Annotated in this window: 14 protein-coding genes; 6 read left to right on the top strand and 8 right to left on the bottom strand. The window is 71.4% G+C overall.

All coding sequences use genetic code 11. The annotated features are described in order from the left end of the window. Positions 1 to 714: 714 nt before the first annotated feature. Positions 715 to 1419, top strand: coding sequence for a lytic polysaccharide monooxygenase auxiliary activity family 9 protein (locus ACIO3P_RS13940; RefSeq protein ID WP_329824168.1), 705 nt, complete (start codon positions 715 to 717; stop codon positions 1417 to 1419). Between the two features lie 293 nt (positions 1420 to 1712). Further along, complete coding sequence (locus ACIO3P_RS13935) at positions 1713 to 2318, top strand: DinB family protein (RefSeq protein WP_401791819.1); 606 nt, start codon at positions 1713 to 1715, stop codon at positions 2316 to 2318. Positions 2319 to 2450: 132 nt separating this feature from the next. On the opposite strand, the gene ACIO3P_RS13930 is transcribed toward ACIO3P_RS13935, so the two are convergent. The 3 genes from ACIO3P_RS13930 to ACIO3P_RS13920 all read right to left on the bottom strand — a co-directional run bounded on the left by ACIO3P_RS13930 (position 2451) and on the right by ACIO3P_RS13920 (position 4630). Beyond that, positions 2451 to 2648: a hypothetical protein gene (locus ACIO3P_RS13930; RefSeq protein ID WP_329824170.1), complete on the bottom strand. Its 198-nt coding sequence runs from the start codon at positions 2646 to 2648 to the stop codon at positions 2451 to 2453. Between the two features lie 110 nt (positions 2649 to 2758). Beyond that, positions 2759 to 3217 (bottom strand): VOC family protein, encoded by a 459-nt coding sequence (locus tag ACIO3P_RS13925; protein ID WP_329824171.1) that lies wholly within the window; start codon positions 3215 to 3217, stop codon positions 2759 to 2761. 129 nt (positions 3218 to 3346) lie between these two features. Beyond that, the gene (locus ACIO3P_RS13920) at positions 3347 to 4630 is read right to left on the bottom strand and encodes an adenylosuccinate synthase (protein WP_401791818.1); all 1284 of its coding nucleotides are present in this window, start codon (positions 4628 to 4630) and stop codon (positions 3347 to 3349) included. A gap of 228 nt (positions 4631 to 4858) precedes the next feature. On the opposite strand from ACIO3P_RS13920, the gene ACIO3P_RS13915 reads away from it, so the two are divergent. Further along, positions 4859 to 5806, top strand: a complete 948-nt coding sequence (locus ACIO3P_RS13915) for a diacylglycerol kinase family protein (protein ID WP_401849358.1) — start codon at positions 4859 to 4861, stop codon at positions 5804 to 5806. Between the two features lie 91 nt (positions 5807 to 5897). Beyond that, positions 5898 to 7517, top strand: a complete 1620-nt coding sequence (locus tag ACIO3P_RS13910; protein WP_401849357.1) for a hypothetical protein — start codon at positions 5898 to 5900, stop codon at positions 7515 to 7517. Here ACIO3P_RS13910 and ACIO3P_RS13905 read toward each other — a convergent pair. Then, positions 7504 to 8064 (bottom strand): GbsR/MarR family transcriptional regulator, encoded by a 561-nt coding sequence (locus tag ACIO3P_RS13905; RefSeq protein WP_401849356.1) that lies wholly within the window; start codon positions 8062 to 8064, stop codon positions 7504 to 7506. The two genes, ACIO3P_RS13910 and ACIO3P_RS13905, sit on opposite strands and share 14 nt — an antisense overlap. A gap of 124 nt (positions 8065 to 8188) precedes the next feature. Between ACIO3P_RS13905 and ACIO3P_RS13900 the strand changes: the two genes are divergently transcribed. Together ACIO3P_RS13900 and ACIO3P_RS13895 are read left to right on the top strand one after the other, a co-directional pair. Continuing rightward, the gene (locus ACIO3P_RS13900) at positions 8189 to 9157 is read left to right on the top strand and encodes an ABC transporter ATP-binding protein (RefSeq protein WP_329824176.1); all 969 of its coding nucleotides are present in this window, start codon (positions 8189 to 8191) and stop codon (positions 9155 to 9157) included. Then, positions 9154 to 10788, top strand: coding sequence for an ABC transporter permease (locus ACIO3P_RS13895; RefSeq protein ID WP_401849354.1), 1635 nt, complete (start codon positions 9154 to 9156; stop codon positions 10786 to 10788). The genes ACIO3P_RS13900 and ACIO3P_RS13895 overlap by 4 nt, the downstream gene beginning before the upstream one ends. Positions 10789 to 10865: 77 nt before the next feature. Here ACIO3P_RS13895 and ACIO3P_RS13890 read toward each other — a convergent pair whose 3' ends face one another. The 4 genes from ACIO3P_RS13890 to ACIO3P_RS13875 all read right to left on the bottom strand — a co-directional run bounded on the left by ACIO3P_RS13890 (position 10866) and on the right by ACIO3P_RS13875 (position 14305). Then, entirely contained in the window at positions 10866 to 11294 is a 429-nt protein-coding gene (locus ACIO3P_RS13890; RefSeq protein ID WP_401849352.1) for a Uma2 family endonuclease, read from the bottom strand. Between the two features lie 29 nt (positions 11295 to 11323). Next, complete coding sequence (locus ACIO3P_RS13885) at positions 11324 to 11983, bottom strand: response regulator transcription factor (RefSeq protein ID WP_329824179.1); 660 nt, start codon at positions 11981 to 11983, stop codon at positions 11324 to 11326. Continuing rightward, positions 11980 to 13287 (bottom strand): sensor histidine kinase, encoded by a 1308-nt coding sequence (locus tag ACIO3P_RS13880; RefSeq protein ID WP_401849348.1) that lies wholly within the window; start codon positions 13285 to 13287, stop codon positions 11980 to 11982. Before ACIO3P_RS13880 ends, ACIO3P_RS13885 begins: the two co-directional genes overlap by 4 nt. A 136-nt stretch (positions 13288 to 13423) precedes the next feature. Continuing rightward, on the bottom strand, positions 13424 to 14305 hold the full coding sequence (locus tag ACIO3P_RS13875) for an alpha/beta hydrolase family protein (RefSeq protein ID WP_401849347.1): 882 nt from the start codon (positions 14303 to 14305) through the stop codon (positions 13424 to 13426). Between the last annotated feature and the right edge of the window lie 37 nt (positions 14306 to 14342).

Here is a 14342-nt window from a genome sequence, read left to right as displayed (position 1 = left end):
GACCCGCTTCCCGGTCCTTCACGACCGACCGGCACAGACGACGGGATCCCTCCAGCTCACGCAGGGCCTCGGCGATCCGCGTGCGGCCTTCCTTGCGCCGATCGGCAAGCGACCGGATCGAGGCGCGGGCGCCGGGCGGCAGGCCGAGTAAGTACGTGCGTACGCCTGCCGCGCACCACGAGATGCCGCGATCGCGCAGCAGGGCGTTGGCGAAGGTGAAGACGGAACGCGTGGGCGTTGTACGGTAAATGCGCATCTGGAGGTGCTACTCCTGGTGTCGAGCCCCCGGGTGATTGGGTCACCGCGGGGGTATTTTTCTGCCCGAGACTCGGATCCGATCGCGGATCCGCAGGCTTGCCGCGACTGTAACGCCACGCACTGTGACGAGCGCACGTGTCAACAGTGCCGCCCGGGACCGGCGTTCGATTCACTGCGGATCGTCCGCCGGAACAGCTCTGACCTGCGGAGATTCGCCTCCGCAGAATCGTTCGACCACCGCCCCCGAACCCCCGCCGCAACAGCCGGGGTTCACCCATCGGAGTGACACCCCCGGGTCGGGGCCACTCCGGGAGGGCCGCGGCGGACGCCGGGGACGGACGCCCGTAATTCCGTTTGTTTCAGCTCTATGACGCCGCGCCGTCCCGCAGTACGTTGGGAGCGCTCCCATAACCGGATCCCCCACATCCCCCCAACCCGGAAGATGGAGACCGCAGCATGGATAGTCATGAGCACTTAAGGCACACCCGCGCCGCTCGCACCACCCGCCCCCGGCACACCAAGCGCTGGATCCTGCGCGTCCTGGGGCTGCTCTCCACCGTCATGCTCTGCCTGATCGGTACGGTCGGCACCGCCTCCGCCCACGGATCGGTCATCGACCCCGCCTCCCGCAACTACGGCTGCTGGCTGCGCTGGGGCAGCGACTTCCAGAACCCGGCGATGGCCACGCAGGACCCCATGTGCTGGCAGGCGTGGCAGGACAACACGAACGCCATGTGGAACTGGAACGGCCTCTACCGCAACGGTGCCGCCGGTAACTTCCAGGCCGTCATCCCGAACGGCCAGCTCTGCAGCGCGGGCCACACCGAGGGCGGGCGCTACAACTCGATGGACGTCCCCGGCGCGTGGAAGACGACCAGCATCAAGAGCAACTTCAAGATCAACCTGTACGACCAGGCCCGGCACGGCGCCGACTACATCCTCGTCTACGTCAGCAGGCAGGGGCTCGACCCCACGACCCAGCCGCTGAACTGGAGCGACATGCAGTTGGTCAAACGGACCGCCGCGTACGCCCCGGCCGAGTACTACCCCATCGACGTGACCACGTCGGGCTACACGGGACGCCATGTCGTCTACACGATCTGGCAAGCCTCGCACATGGACCAGACGTTCTTCATGTGCAGTGACGTGACCATCTCCTGAGCCCGGCCCCACCTCGGCTCGGTCCCCCCCGCCCCCCACCGAAGGACAACGGGCGCCGCACCCCGGTGCGACGCCCGTTCGTGGCGCCCGGGAAGGCGCTCAGGAAGCCGGGGGCGAGGCCGGTCATGGAGTGGCTGAGCCGCCGAATGCGGGGTTCCCCACCAGAGCATCGCAATGGCGGACGCCATAAGGAAGAAGCAGAAACCCCACAGCACGATGGGGCCCGACGCTCCCCTGAATTCGACGATTCCGGATCTTGAGACCACCAGCAGCCCATGGCAGGCTCAGCGCCCATGATCGATGAATTCGCGAAAGACAACCTGCACGGGAGACTGCGACGGGACCGCGAGGCGCTGCTCTGGAAACTCGACGGCTTGTCCGAATACGACGCCCGCCGACCTTTGACAGCGACCGGGACCAACCTCCTCGGCCTGGTCAAACACGTGGCCACCGTCGAGGCCAGGTACTTCGGCGAGGTCTTCGACCGCCCTTCCCCGGAACCGCTGCCCCGATGGCAGGACCACGACGGCAGCGATCTGTGGGCGGCCGAGGACGAGACCCGCGATCAGATCATCGGGTTCTACCGGCGCACGTGGGAACACTCGGACGCGACGATCAACGAGCTTCCCCTCGACGCCCCCGGCCACGTGCCGTGGTGGCCGGAGCCTTTTCTCCACACGAACCTGTTCGCCATCATGGTCCATGTCCTCGGCGAGTCCATCCGGCATGCCGGGCACGCCGACATCCTCCGCGAGGGCCTCGACGGCCGGACCGGGTTGCGCGCCGAACACGAGGCGCGGATCGACGAGGAAGCCCGCGCAGCCTACTGCGCGAAGATCGAGCAGGCCGCCAGGTCGGCCGCACCGATCACGGCTCAGAGGCTGTCTCACGTGACGTGATGTTCGTGCGGCACGCCGCCGGCCGTGGGCGCTGATCCGTCGAAGCGCCCGGTTCCTGATGAACTCCGGCAGCCGGCCGCCCCGTTGCTGCCGTCGTCAGTGGTGTACACACGGAGTGGCCGCTGCCGACCGTCACTCGTGAGAGCTCCGCGCCATCGACAGGACAGCGATGGACACGGTCCCGACGACGGCGACAAGGAGCGTCGCGACGACCGCCAGTTGGACTCGCTCGGTGACGTTGCTCATCCGCAAGTACGCGTCACGGCAACCGAGTTCGAAGGTACTGGCGGGAGTGGCGGCAGCGTCGCCGCCACGCGTGTTCCTGGTCATGGACGCAGGACACCGTGTCTCGGGCAATCCGTCAAATTCCCCGATATCAAGGCACTCGAACGACTGAAGAGGCAGGGGGTGCTCGAACGTGCGCGCGGTGTCCCGCACGCTCAGGAAGCCGGGGCCAGTGGCGTGGCCGGGGCCGCTGCCGCGACGCAATAGACGTTGCCCTCCGGGTCCGCCATCACGATGTGGTGTGTGTCGACCTCCGCCACCACCGTCCCGCCCGCCGCCACCAGCCGCTCCGCCTCGGCCCTGATCCGCGCCCACCGCTCCTCGGCGCCGCCGTGCGCGGGCAGCCGGATGTCCATATGGAGGCGGTTCTTCGCCGTACGCGGCTCGGGGACCTTGAGGATCGACAGCCGTGGACCGATCCCCTCCGGATCGCACAGCCAGGCCCCGTCCTCGGCGGAGGGGTCCTCGTCCAGATCGAGACTCGCCAGCCACTCCTCGCGGGTGGTGAAGGGCGCGGGCGGCGGCTCGTCGACATAGCCGAGCGCCGTCTTCCAGAACGCGGCGAGGAGCCGCGCGTTCGTACAGTCCAGGGTCAGATCGATGCGTGCTGCCATGAACAGGACCGTACGGCCCACCACTGACAATCCGGCCCCTCCATGCGCGAACACGACCGCCCCGGCACCGTTTCCGGCGCCGGGGCGGTGTGGTGTGGCGAGGTGAGGCGTGGTGAGGCTCTGAGAGACCTACAGGAACGAGTTGATCTCGATCGTCTCCGTGCGGCCCGGACCGACGCCGATCGCCGAGATCGGGGCTCCCGACATCTCCTCCAGCGCCTTCACGTACGCCTGCGCGTTCTTCGGCAGGTCGGCGAACGTCTTCGCCTTCGTGATGTCCTCCGACCAGCCCGGCAGGTACTCGTACACCGGCTTCGCGTGGTGGAAGTCCGTCTGGCTGTACGGGAGTTCCTCGACGCGCCTGCCGTCGATCTCGTACGCCACGCACACCGGGATCTGCTCCCAGCCGGTCAGCACGTCCAGCTTGGTGAGGAAGAAGTCCGTCAGGCCGTTGACCCGCGTCGCGTAGCGCGCGATCACCGCGTCGAACCAGCCGCAGCGGCGGTCGCGGCCCGTGGTGACGCCTCGTTCGCCGCCGATACGGCGCAGGGCCTCGCCGTCCTCGTCGAAGAGTTCCGTGGGGAACGGTCCGGCGCCGACGCGCGTCGTATATGCCTTGAGGATGCCGATGACACGGTTGATCTTCGTCGGCCCGACACCCGAGCCGGTGCAGGCGCCGCCCGCCGTCGGGTTGGACGAGGTGACGAAGGGGTACGTGCCGTGGTCGACGTCGAGCAGGGTGCCCTGGCCGCCCTCGAAGAGGACGACCTTGCCCTCGTCGATCGCGTTGTTCAGGATCAGCGTCGTGTCCGCCACGTACGGCTTGAGCCGGTCCGCGAAGGTCAGCAGTTCCTCGACGACCTTGCCGGCCTCTATGGCCCGCCGGTTGAAGACCTTGGCGAGGAGCTGGTTCTTGGACTCCAGCGCCGCGTCGACCTTCTGCTCCAGGATCGACTCGTCGTAGAGGTCCTGGACGCGGATGCCGGTGCGGTTGATCTTGTCCGCGTACGTCGGGCCGATGCCGCGCCCGGTCGTACCGATCTTCCGCTTCCCGAGGAACCGTTCCGTCACCTTGTCGACCGTGACGTTGTACGGCGTGATCAAGTGCGCGTTGCCACTGATCAGCAGCTTCGACGTGTCGACACCGCGCTCGTTGAGACCGTTCAGCTCGGAGAACAGGACGGCCGGGTCGACCACCACACCGTTACCGATCACCGGGGTGCACCCCGGGGAGAGGATTCCGGAAGGGAGGAGATGCAGTGCGTACTTCTGGTCGCCCACGACGACCGTGTGACCGGCATTGTTGCCGCCCTGGTAACGCACGACATAGTCCACGGAACCACCGAGCAGGTCGGTGGCCTTTCCCTTGCCTTCGTCACCCCACTGAGCACCGAGCAGCACAAGTGCGGGCACAGGCGTACACCCCTTCCGGGCGGGGCATGTCCAAGGTCAGGGAGCGCACAAACGCCGTTCATACAGCGTGAGTACGCCGTAACCATGCGTTATCCGTGCCTGCGACATCGCACAGCGTTGTACGACACAGACCTGACCGTCGAACCGGATGCCCCGGAATAGACGAAGCCCCTGGCGCAATAGCGCAAGGGGCTCTTGCACAAAGATGCTACCCGAGGAAGGACCGAGGTGTCGGCTCCGGAGCCCGCCGAGAACGGCGCGCAGCAGCTTCTGGTGGTCATCGACCCGGTCTCCGGCCGGACCGACGGCGAATCGGTGCGGATCGCGAGAGACGTGCTCAGCGGGGGCGCGGCGGTGAAAATCTGCTTCCCCGAAGGGCCCGACGAGCTGGCGCGGGCGCTGGCCCGGCGCGGCAGCCGGCGCCCCGTGCTGGTGGGCGACGACCGGGCGCTGCTGCGGATGGTCTCGCTGCTCCACCGGGAGCGCGGGCTGACCGCGGGCGCGCTCTCGGTGGTGCCGGTGGGCGCCTCCGTGGAGCTGGCCCGCTCGCTGGGCGTGCCCACGGGCGCGGTGGCGGCGGCGCGGGCGGTGCTGGACGGCGCTGTGCGCAGACTGGACCTGCTGGTCGACGACAGCGACGGGGTGGTGCTGGGCGATCTCCGTATCCCGGCCCTCCCCTCCCTCCCCGGGCATCCAGGGGCCGGGGGCGCGGCCCAGGATCCGGGCGGCGGTACCGGGGTCGCGCCCGCGGTCGCCTCGGTCTGGCACACCTGCCGCTCCCTGGTCCGTACGCTCGTACGCCCCGTCCCGCACGCCCTCGCGGTCCACACGCACCGGCTGCGGGTGGAGGCGGACGGCGTCGTGCTGAGCGATCTGGACGAACCGGTCGAGGCCGTGACCGTACGGTCGCGGGGCGGCCGGGCGGAGGTGGTGATCCGGACGCGCGGCGCGGCCGAACCGGTCAGGGCGAGCGCCCTCTCCGTCACCGTGTCGGGCGCGGACTTCCGCTACCGCGCGGATGCCCGGGTCGCCGGCCCCGTCCGTACCAGGACCTGGACGCTGCGGCCGGGCGCCTGGGGGCTGACCCTGCCCCTCGGTGCGGGGAACGGGACGGCGGTGGCCGGGGCGTACGCGGGGCCGGGCGGCGGCCCGGGTGGCGGCCGGCCCGGCGGCTGACACCTTTCCCCGCCGGGCCGTACGGCTTCTCCCCTGGTCAGCGGGCCGGTTACCCTCAGCGTCCGAACAACGCCCGGGGGGACCGGAACACATGCACGGCACGCACGACACGGCGGCAGAGGGGCCCGGACCCGGAGACGGCTCCAGACCGGCGGACGGGTCCGGACCTGGCGGCGGAGGCCCGGACGGCGCGGTGGTGGCGGACGTCGCCCTCGGCCTCCCGGACACGGCGGAGGCCCTGGCCCACTACCGGACCCGCGCCGGAACCTGGGCGCGCGGCGGCGCTGCCCTGCTGGCCGGTGCCGCGGTCATCGCGCTGGCCGCCCGGGGCCGTGGGCTGACCTGGCCCGAGGAGCTGCTGCCGTCCCTGTGCGGACTGGCCCTCTTCGCGCTCGGGCTCGGCCTGGGCGCCCGGCGGCTCGCCCGCCGGATGAGGGACCGCCTGGCGCGGGCGCCGTGGAGGGCCTGCGCCGCCGTCTCCGTACCGCGCGGGCTGCGCGGCGGGACGGTGGTCCTGCGCGACCCGGTCACCGGTGATCTGTGGCCGCTGGCCGTGGTCGCCGTACAGCAGCGCTACCAGCTCGTCGAACCGGGCCCCGGCGGGGTGCTGTGGTGGTGCGGCGACCCCAGGACCGGCGGGGTGATCGCGCCGCCGGGCGGTGCGGAGCTGGTCTGGACGCGTGCGGTACGGGGGGAACGGCCGCGGCAGCGGAACGTACGGGAGGCCGTGGGGCGCGGGCTGCTGGAACGGCCGACTCCGCGCCAGCCCCAGCCGCAGCCGCAGCCGCAGCCCCAGGCGACGGCCGCATCCGCATCCGCATCCGCGACTACCTCTGCCTCCGCCTCCGCCTCCACTTCCGCCTCCGCCTCCGTCATGGCCACATCCGGCACTTCCGCATCGCACCTCACACCCGCATCGTCCCTCACAGATTCAGCCGTTCTTTCGCCCACGCCCACCGTCTCCGCCCGCCGGCCCGTCAGTCTCGCCAAGGCCACCGATCGCCCGGCCCGTACGGACCGCCACGCCCCGCTCACCTTCACGTACGCGGTCCTCGCCGCCGAGGCGCACCGCGCGCACGCCCCCAGGACCGAGCGCCACCGGTACCGGCGCCGGTACCGCCCCGACCTCGACATCCGCGCGGTGCCCTGGTGGCGGGTGCGGACGCTGCGCGAGCTGAGCTCGCTGACCGCCGTGTTCCAGAGCCTCGGTGTGGCGGCCGGGATCGGGGTGGTGTGGCTGATCCCGGGGGACGAGACGCCGTGGCTGACCCTGCTGATGGGCGGGATCTGCACGGCGACGGGGCTGACGGCGCTGGCCCGGCTGATCCGGCGGGGCGTGCCCACGGTGCGCACGCTCGTACGGGCGGCACTCGCCCCCGTACCCGTACCCAAGCGGTACGTCCTGCTGAACGATCCGTACGGCGCCGGGCCCGTGCTGCTGTTCTTCCCCGCCCACGGCCGGGACGACGACCTGCCGGAGGCGCTGCTCGGCGTACTGCCGCCCGGCACGGGGCGCCGGCCGTGGCTCGGGATGCCCGCCCCCACGGGGGAGGCGGAGCTGCGCGGCTGGCTGGACCCGTCCCCGGCCGTCGTGCCCTGGATCGAGGGCCGGGCGCTGTGGCCCCGGCACCCGTACGAGGAGATCAACCCGAACGACGCCGGGACCCGCGCCTATCTGGAGCTGCTGGCGCCCAATGTCACGCCCCGCTAGGCCCTGCCCGACCCTTCTCGCGCCCTCCCCGGTCGGCTCCAGCCCCCGCCCCGGCCGCCACCGCCCTGCGCTGCTCCTGGAGCGTCCGCCAGCGGTCCATCATCGTCGCCAACTCCGCCTGTACGAACTCGAAGAACTCGATCATCTCCGCCAGCCGCGCCCCCGCCGGGGTGTCGCGCCCCAGCGATTCCGCGCCCTCGCGCAGGGCGTTCTCCCAGCGCGCGAGCGTCGCGTCGCGCTGTGTGAACGTCGTGTACCAGACGTCGTCGTGCACCCGGTAGCGGTCCCGCCGCGAGCCCGGGTCGCGCTCCCGGCCGACCAGCCCGACCTGGACGAGGTAGCGGATCGCGCCCGACACCGCCGCCGGGCTGATGCCGAGCCGCTCGCTCAGCTCCGCGGAGGTCAGGGACGCGTCGTCCGAGGAGACGATGGCGGCGAAGACCCGCGAGGCCGTCCGCTGCATCCCGGACTCGGTCATCACGGCCGCGAACCGCTCGACGAAGCGGGTCGTCGCTTCCGGGCCCCGCGACGGGCTGTTCTCGTTCATCGCCTGCTCGTCTCCCCTGCTGTCCTCTGCGTGCGTGTCCAGCCTTCGTGTCCCGATCTTAACCCGACCCTTTTTACGCTTCCTTAACTTCAGAATTTTGTGAAAGTAGCGTACGTTCCAAAGCATGACGAAGGCAATCAGCGTCGCCGGACTCCACAAGTCGTTCGGCCGGACGCACGCGCTGAACGGCCTCGATCTCGCCGTCGAGACCGGCGAGGTCCACGGCTTCCTCGGCCCCAACGGAGCCGGGAAGTCCACCACCATCCGGGTCCTCCTCGGTCTCCTGCGCGCCGACTCCGGCGCGGCCCAGCTCCTCGGCCGGGACCCGTGGCGGGACGCGGTCGAGCTGCACCGGCGCGTGGCGTACGTCCCCGGTGACGTGACCCTGTGGCGCAACCTCTCCGGCGGCGAGGTCATCGACCTGTACGGACGGCTCCGCGGCGGGAACCTGGACGCGCGACGGCGGGCCTCGCTCGTCGAGCGGTTCGAACTCGACCCGACCAAGAAGGGGCGTACGTACTCCAAGGGCAACCGCCAGAAGGTCGCCCTGGTCGCGGCGTTCGCCTCGGACGTGGAGCTGCTGATCCTCGACGAGCCGACCTCGGGGCTCGACCCGCTGATGGAGGAGGTCTTCCAGAGCTGTGTCGCCGAGGAGCGCGACCGGGGCAGGACCGTCCTCCTCTCCAGCCATGTGCTGAGCGAGGTCGAGGCGCTGTGCGACCGGGTGAGCATCATCCGCAAGGGCGCGACCGTCGAGTCGGGTTCTCTGGCCGAACTGCGCCACCTCACCCGCACGAGCGTGAGCGCGGAGCTGGCGGGGCCGCCCGCCGGCCTCGACCGGCTGCCCGGGGTGCACGACCTCGACGTCCAGGGGACGCGGGTACGGCTCCAGGTCGAGGCCGACAAGCTCGACGCCGTGCTCCGATCCCTGTCCGGCGCCGGGATCCGCTCCCTGAGCAGTACGCCGCCGACGCTGGAGGAGCTGTTCCTCCGCCATTACGCGGCGGACGGAGCCGGCCCGGCGAACGGGGCCGGCGGATCCGGCGGGTCCGGCACCAACACCGGCACCGGCGAGAAGCGGGTGGCGTCATGACCGCCGGGCTCGCCACCGGCACCCCGCGTGCCCTGCCCGTGGCCCGTACGGGCGGCTCCCGGCAGCTCGCCGGTACGGGACCGCTGCTCCGGCTCGCCCTGCGCCGCGACCGGGTCATGCTCCCCGTCTGGGTGATCGTCCTCGGCGGCTCCTTCATGTCCGTCGCCCGCTCTCTCGACTCCGTGGCCGGCACGGCGGCCGAACGCGCCGATCTCGCGCGCTCCCTGGGGGCCAACAGCTCCCTGCGCGCCCTGTACGGTCCCGTCTTCAGCGACTCGGTCGGCGGGCTCACCGCCCTGCGGATGACGGCGTTCGGCACCGCGCTCGCCGCCGTGCTCAGCCTCACCCTCGTCGTACGGCACACCCGGGAGGAAGAGGAGACCGGGCGTCAGGACATGCTCTCCGCCGCGATGGTCGGGCGCCGGGCGCCGCTGACCGCCGCGCTGCTCACGGCCCTGATCGCACAGGCCGCGCTGGCGCTGGTGATCACGGCCGGGCTCGCCGGGGCGACCGGTGACACCGCGGGTTCGGCGGCGCTCGGCCTCGCGGTGGGCGGGGTCGGCATGCTCTTCGCGTGCACCGCCGCCATCGCCGCGCAGATCACCGAGAACGCGCGGCTCGCGAAGGGCCTCACGGCGGCGGTCATCGGCGCCGCGTTCGTCCTCAAGGCGGCGGGCGACGCCGCGACCGCCGACGGCTCCTCCGTCCTGACCTGGCTCTCCCCGCTGGGCTGGGCCGAGCACGTACGCGCCTACGCGGACGAGCGGTGGTGGGTGCTGCTCCTGGTGGTGGCCGCGGTCGTCGTCCAGGCGGTCCTCGCGTACGCCCTCGCCGGCCGGCGCGACATCGGGATGAGCTTCGTGCCGGCGCGGCCGGGCCCCGCGGTGGGCCGGATCGCCACGGCGGGCGGGCTGGCGTGGCGGCTCCAGCGCGGCAGTGTGTTCGGGTGGGGGGCCGGGTTCCTGCTCAGCGGGATCATGTTCGGCGGGATCACGGACGGCGCTGCCGACCTGGTCGGCGGCAACGAGCGGACCCGCGAGATCATCCAGCGGATGGGCGGCGAACAGGGGCTGACGGACGCGTTCCTCGCGACGATGGTGAGCCTGCTCGGCATGGTGGCCGCGCTGTACGCGGTCGCCTCCGTCCTGCGGCTGGGCGGCGAGGAGACCGGCGGCCGGGCCGAACCGGTCCTCGCGGGCGCGGTCGGCCGGCTGCGCTGGGCCGCCGGCCATCTGCTGATCGCCTTCGGCGGCGCCGTACTGATCATGCTGCTCGGCGCGGTGGGCCTCTTCCTGGGCTACGGCCACGACCTGCCCGGAATCCTCGGCGCCGCACTCGTCCACCTGCCCGCCATCTGGCTGCTGGGCGCGGTGGCGGTCCTGCTGTACGGGGCGTTCCCGAGGGCGACCGCGGCGGCGTGGGCGGCGAGTGGACTGGCCCTGGCCCTCGGCTGGCTCGGCCCGGCCCTCGACCTCCCCCAGGCGCTGATGAACCTGTCACCCTTCGGCCACCTCCCGAAACTGCCGGGCGCGGAGATGGCCTGGACACCGGTGCTCGTCCTGACGGGGCTGGCGATGGCGCTGGTGGCGGCGGGACTGGCGGGGCTGCGGCGGCGCGATGTGCTGAGCTGAGCCGGGCTGGACCGGGTGCGTATGTCATGACGGGCCGGTTCCGTCCACAGGATGTGGACGGAACCGGCCCGTGCACGTCAGGTGACGAAATCCGTCAGACCTTCGGTGTCGAGTTCGATGGAGACGGGTTCGGGGAGCAGAATCTTCTTGCCCAGGTCCGCCACGTGACGATGGCCGTAACCATCCACCGTCGGATCACTGTGCACGGTGACCGTGCGGTGGTCGCGATCGACCAGCAAATAGATCGGGATTCCGGCCGCGGCGTAGGCGGAGGGCTTCTCCTTACGGTCCCGCCGATCGGTGTCCCAGTCGTACGACGTCACTTCGACCACCATCAGCACACGTGACGCGTCGCTCCAGTCCCCCTGACCGAGGAAAGTCTTTCTCGGCGCGAGAATCGCATCCGGTTTGGCCCGGCCTTCACGATATGCCTCGACTTCGATACCGAGCTCGCCCCCGGCGTACAGCCACACATCGGGCCGGGCTTGAATGCAGCGCTCCTGCAACCACCGGATGATCTCACCCCGGCGTCACCTCACCCCGGCGTCACCAGCCGCGCCTCGTACGCGAACACCGCCGCCTGTGTCCGGTCGCGCAGCCCCAGCTTCACCAGGATCCGGCTCACGTGCGTCTTGATCGTGGACTCCGCGACCACCAGGTGCTCGGCGATCTCCGCGTTCGACAGGCCCTGTGCGATCAGCACCAGGACCTCCGTCTCGCGCTCCGTGAGATCCCCTATCCGGGCCATCGCCGGGCCGCGCGGTGCGTCCGAGAGTTTGGAGAACTCCGTGATCAGGCGGCGGGTGACCGTCGGGGCCAGCAGGGCCTCGCCGGAGGCCACCACCCGTACGCCGTCCGCGAGCTGCCGTGCCGAGGCGTCCTTCAGGAGGAAGCCGGAGGCGCCGGCGCGCAGCGCCTGGTAGACGTACTCGTCCAGGTCGAACGTGGTCAGGACCAGCACCTTCGCCGCGGCGTCGGCCGCGACGATCTCGCGGGTCGCCTCGATGCCGTTCATCTCGGGCATCCGGATGTCCATCAGGACGACGTCGGGGTGGAGCGCCGCGACCTGCCGGACCGCCTCGCGGCCGTTCACCGCCTCGCCGATCACCTCGATGTCCGGCATCGCGTTCAGCAGCACCGAGAAGCCCTCGCGGACCATCACCTGGTCGTCGACGATCAGCACCCTGGTGGTCATGACGCGTCCCCGTCCCGCACGGCGGCCACCGGAATGAAGGCCGCGACCTCGTAGCCGCCGTCCTCCGTGAGGTCCGCGGTCATCTCGCCGTTCAGCATCGTGACACGCTCCCGCATGCCCGTGACCCCGTGCCCCGCCCCCGGCGACGGCTTGACCAGGCCGCGCGGCGGCGTGTTGACGATGCGCAGGCCCAGGCCGCCGAGTACGTACGCGACCTCGACGCGCGCGGTCGACCCGGGCGCGTGGCGCAGCGCGTTGCTCAGCGCCTCCTGGACGATGCGGTACGCCGACAGTTCCACGCCCTGCGGCAGCTCCCGTACCGCGCCGGTGATCGTCTTCTCCACGGTGAGCCCGGCGTCCCGGACGTTGTCGATCAGGCCGTCGAGTTCGGCGAGGGTGGGCTGCGGGGCGTCGGGCGCCTCGTAGTCGTCCGCCCGTACGACACCGAGGATGCGGCGCAGCTCGGTCAGGGCGGCGACGGCGTTCTCCCGGATGGTGAGGAACGCCTGCTCCAGCTCGGGCGGCGGGTTCTCCACCCGGTACGGGGCGGCCTCGGCCTGGATGGCGACCACCGACATGTGGTGGGCGACCACGTCGTGCAGCTCGCGGGCGATGGTGGTGCGCTCCTCCAGCAGCGTGCGCCGGCCCCGCTCGACGGCGGTGACGCTCTGCTGCGCGGCGACCTCCTCGTCCGCCTTGCGACGGACCTGGAACATGCTCACGGCCAGCAGGACGAGCGCGGAGGTGAAGAGCATCATGGCGGAGGTGGAGCCGCCGTAGCTGTACCCGCGGTCGAAGAAGACCTCGGAGAACGCGGCGTACGCGGCGGTCAGCGCCCACATCCAGGCGGCGGTGCGCGGGGTGGTGCGGAGGGCCACCACCGTGATCACGAGGAGGTAGCCGACGAAGGAGGTGGGCGTCCAGGGCCAGTCGTGATTGCTGAGGACATTGGTGACCAGACTGACCCCCAGCGCGGCCCACCAGGCGAGGACGGGCCTGACCAGGGTCAGCAGGAGGGGGAACACCGAAAGGAGTCCGAGCACACCGGCGCCACCGCCGTCGATGGAGACGGTGAACATCATCAGCGCCACGGCGATGATGGAGGCGTGCGGGGCCCACCCCGCGAACTCGCGTATCCGCTCGGGCAGCCGGCGGGTGAAGCGGCCGTCCAGCCGCATGGGCTGTAGCGGGCGGTAGTCGAGAACGCTGTCGAAGAGGTCCTGGCGGAGGCCGCTGTAGGCGCCCTGGGCCATGCGGATCTCGTTGTCCTGGGGCTTCGCGGATTCGGATTCGGTTTCGGTCACTTTTCCACGGTAGGGGGACGGACCGGGCCCGGGCGTCACCAGCGAAGCGGATCCTTCGCCCTCCGTCCCAGGTACTACGAGGGTGACCACGGGACCTCTTGTGCACTATTGCGTGCTCACCACGCGAGCCGGACGCTCACCACGCGAGCTGGGCGATCTCCTCCGCCACCACCGCGCACGCGTCCGCCGACGGGTCCACGAGCGGGAAGTGCCCGACGTCCTCCAGCAGCGTCAGCCCGACCAGCTCGCCCGCCAGGCCCGCCGCCTCCACGAACGCCTCGGAGACCTCGTACGGCACGGTGAGGTCCGTACGCCCCTGCACCACCGCCGTCGCGATCCCCGTCGGCAGCAGCGCGGCCGGGTCCGCGCTCTCCCTGCGCTGCTTGAACTCCGCCTCACCGCCGAGGAGTTGGAGCACCGCCCCGCCGCACACCGCCAGCTCGACGGCGCGTGCGAGGTCCGCGATCGGCGCCAGCGCGACGACCCCGCGCAGCGGCGGCGGCTGCGGCAGCCGCCAGGGCGAGCCCTCGGGCAGCACATGGCGGGCCGCCGCCCAGAGCGCGAGGTGGCCGCCTGCGGAGTGCCCCGTCACCACCGTGCGCCGTACGTCGGCCTGCGGCAGCGCGGCGGCGGCGAGGACGGGCAGGGCGTCCAGGGCGGCGGCCACGTCGTCGAACGTCTCGGGCCAGCGCCCCGCCACCGGGTCGCCGCCGCCGTCGGGAGAGCCGGGGCCGCGCCGGTACTCGACGTTGGCGACGGCGAAGCCGCGCCGGGCCAGGAAGTCCGCGAACGGCGTGAGGTGCCACCGGTCGTACGGCGCGCGCCACGCGCCGCCGTGCAGGACGACGACGAGCGGCACGCGCTCCTGATTGCCCCGGGGAGCGTAGAAGTCGATCACCTGATCAGGGTGTTCGCCGTACGCGGCGGTGGCATCGGGCCGGACGACCGGACGGGCGAGGACCGATTCGGTCTCTGCGGCGTCACGAGCGACGGCGTCGTGCGCGGCGGGGTCCGGCATCTTGCTCCAACCTTTCGGTACGGGGGCCGAATTGACC

This window comes from Streptomyces sp. NPDC087310 (assembly GCF_044744405.1).
Lineage (GTDB): Bacteria > Actinomycetota > Actinomycetes > Streptomycetales > Streptomycetaceae > Streptomyces.
Note: the sequence above shows the minus strand (reverse complement) of the source record. Positions and strands in the feature narration are given on the sequence as shown.

Bases quoted from the DNA above. Each gene is read 5' to 3' on its own strand.
- ACIO3P_RS13895 (WP_401849354.1), top strand. From the start codon at position 9,154: ATGACCGCCGGGCTCGCCACCGGCACCCCGCGTGCCCTGCCCGTGGCC.
- ACIO3P_RS13930 (WP_329824170.1), bottom strand. From the start codon at position 2,648: ATGACCAGGAACACGCGTGGCGGCGACGCTGCCGCCACTCCCGCCAGT.
- ACIO3P_RS13900 (WP_329824176.1), top strand. From the start codon at position 8,189: ATGACGAAGGCAATCAGCGTCGCCGGACTCCACAAGTCGTTCGGCCGG.
- ACIO3P_RS13885 (WP_329824179.1), bottom strand. From the start codon at position 11,983: ATGACCACCAGGGTGCTGATCGTCGACGACCAGGTGATGGTCCGCGAG.
- ACIO3P_RS13940 (WP_329824168.1), top strand. From the start codon at position 715: ATGGATAGTCATGAGCACTTAAGGCACACCCGCGCCGCTCGCACCACC.
- ACIO3P_RS13905 (WP_401849356.1), bottom strand. From the start codon at position 8,064: ATGAACGAGAACAGCCCGTCGCGGGGCCCGGAAGCGACGACCCGCTTC.
- ACIO3P_RS13925 (WP_329824171.1), bottom strand. From the start codon at position 3,217: ATGGCAGCACGCATCGATCTGACCCTGGACTGTACGAACGCGCGGCTC.
- ACIO3P_RS13875 (WP_401849347.1), bottom strand. From the start codon at position 14,305: ATGCCGGACCCCGCCGCGCACGACGCCGTCGCTCGTGACGCCGCAGAG.
- ACIO3P_RS13910 (WP_401849357.1), top strand. From the start codon at position 5,898: ATGCACGGCACGCACGACACGGCGGCAGAGGGGCCCGGACCCGGAGAC.
- ACIO3P_RS13935 (WP_401791819.1), top strand. From the start codon at position 1,713: ATGATCGATGAATTCGCGAAAGACAACCTGCACGGGAGACTGCGACGG.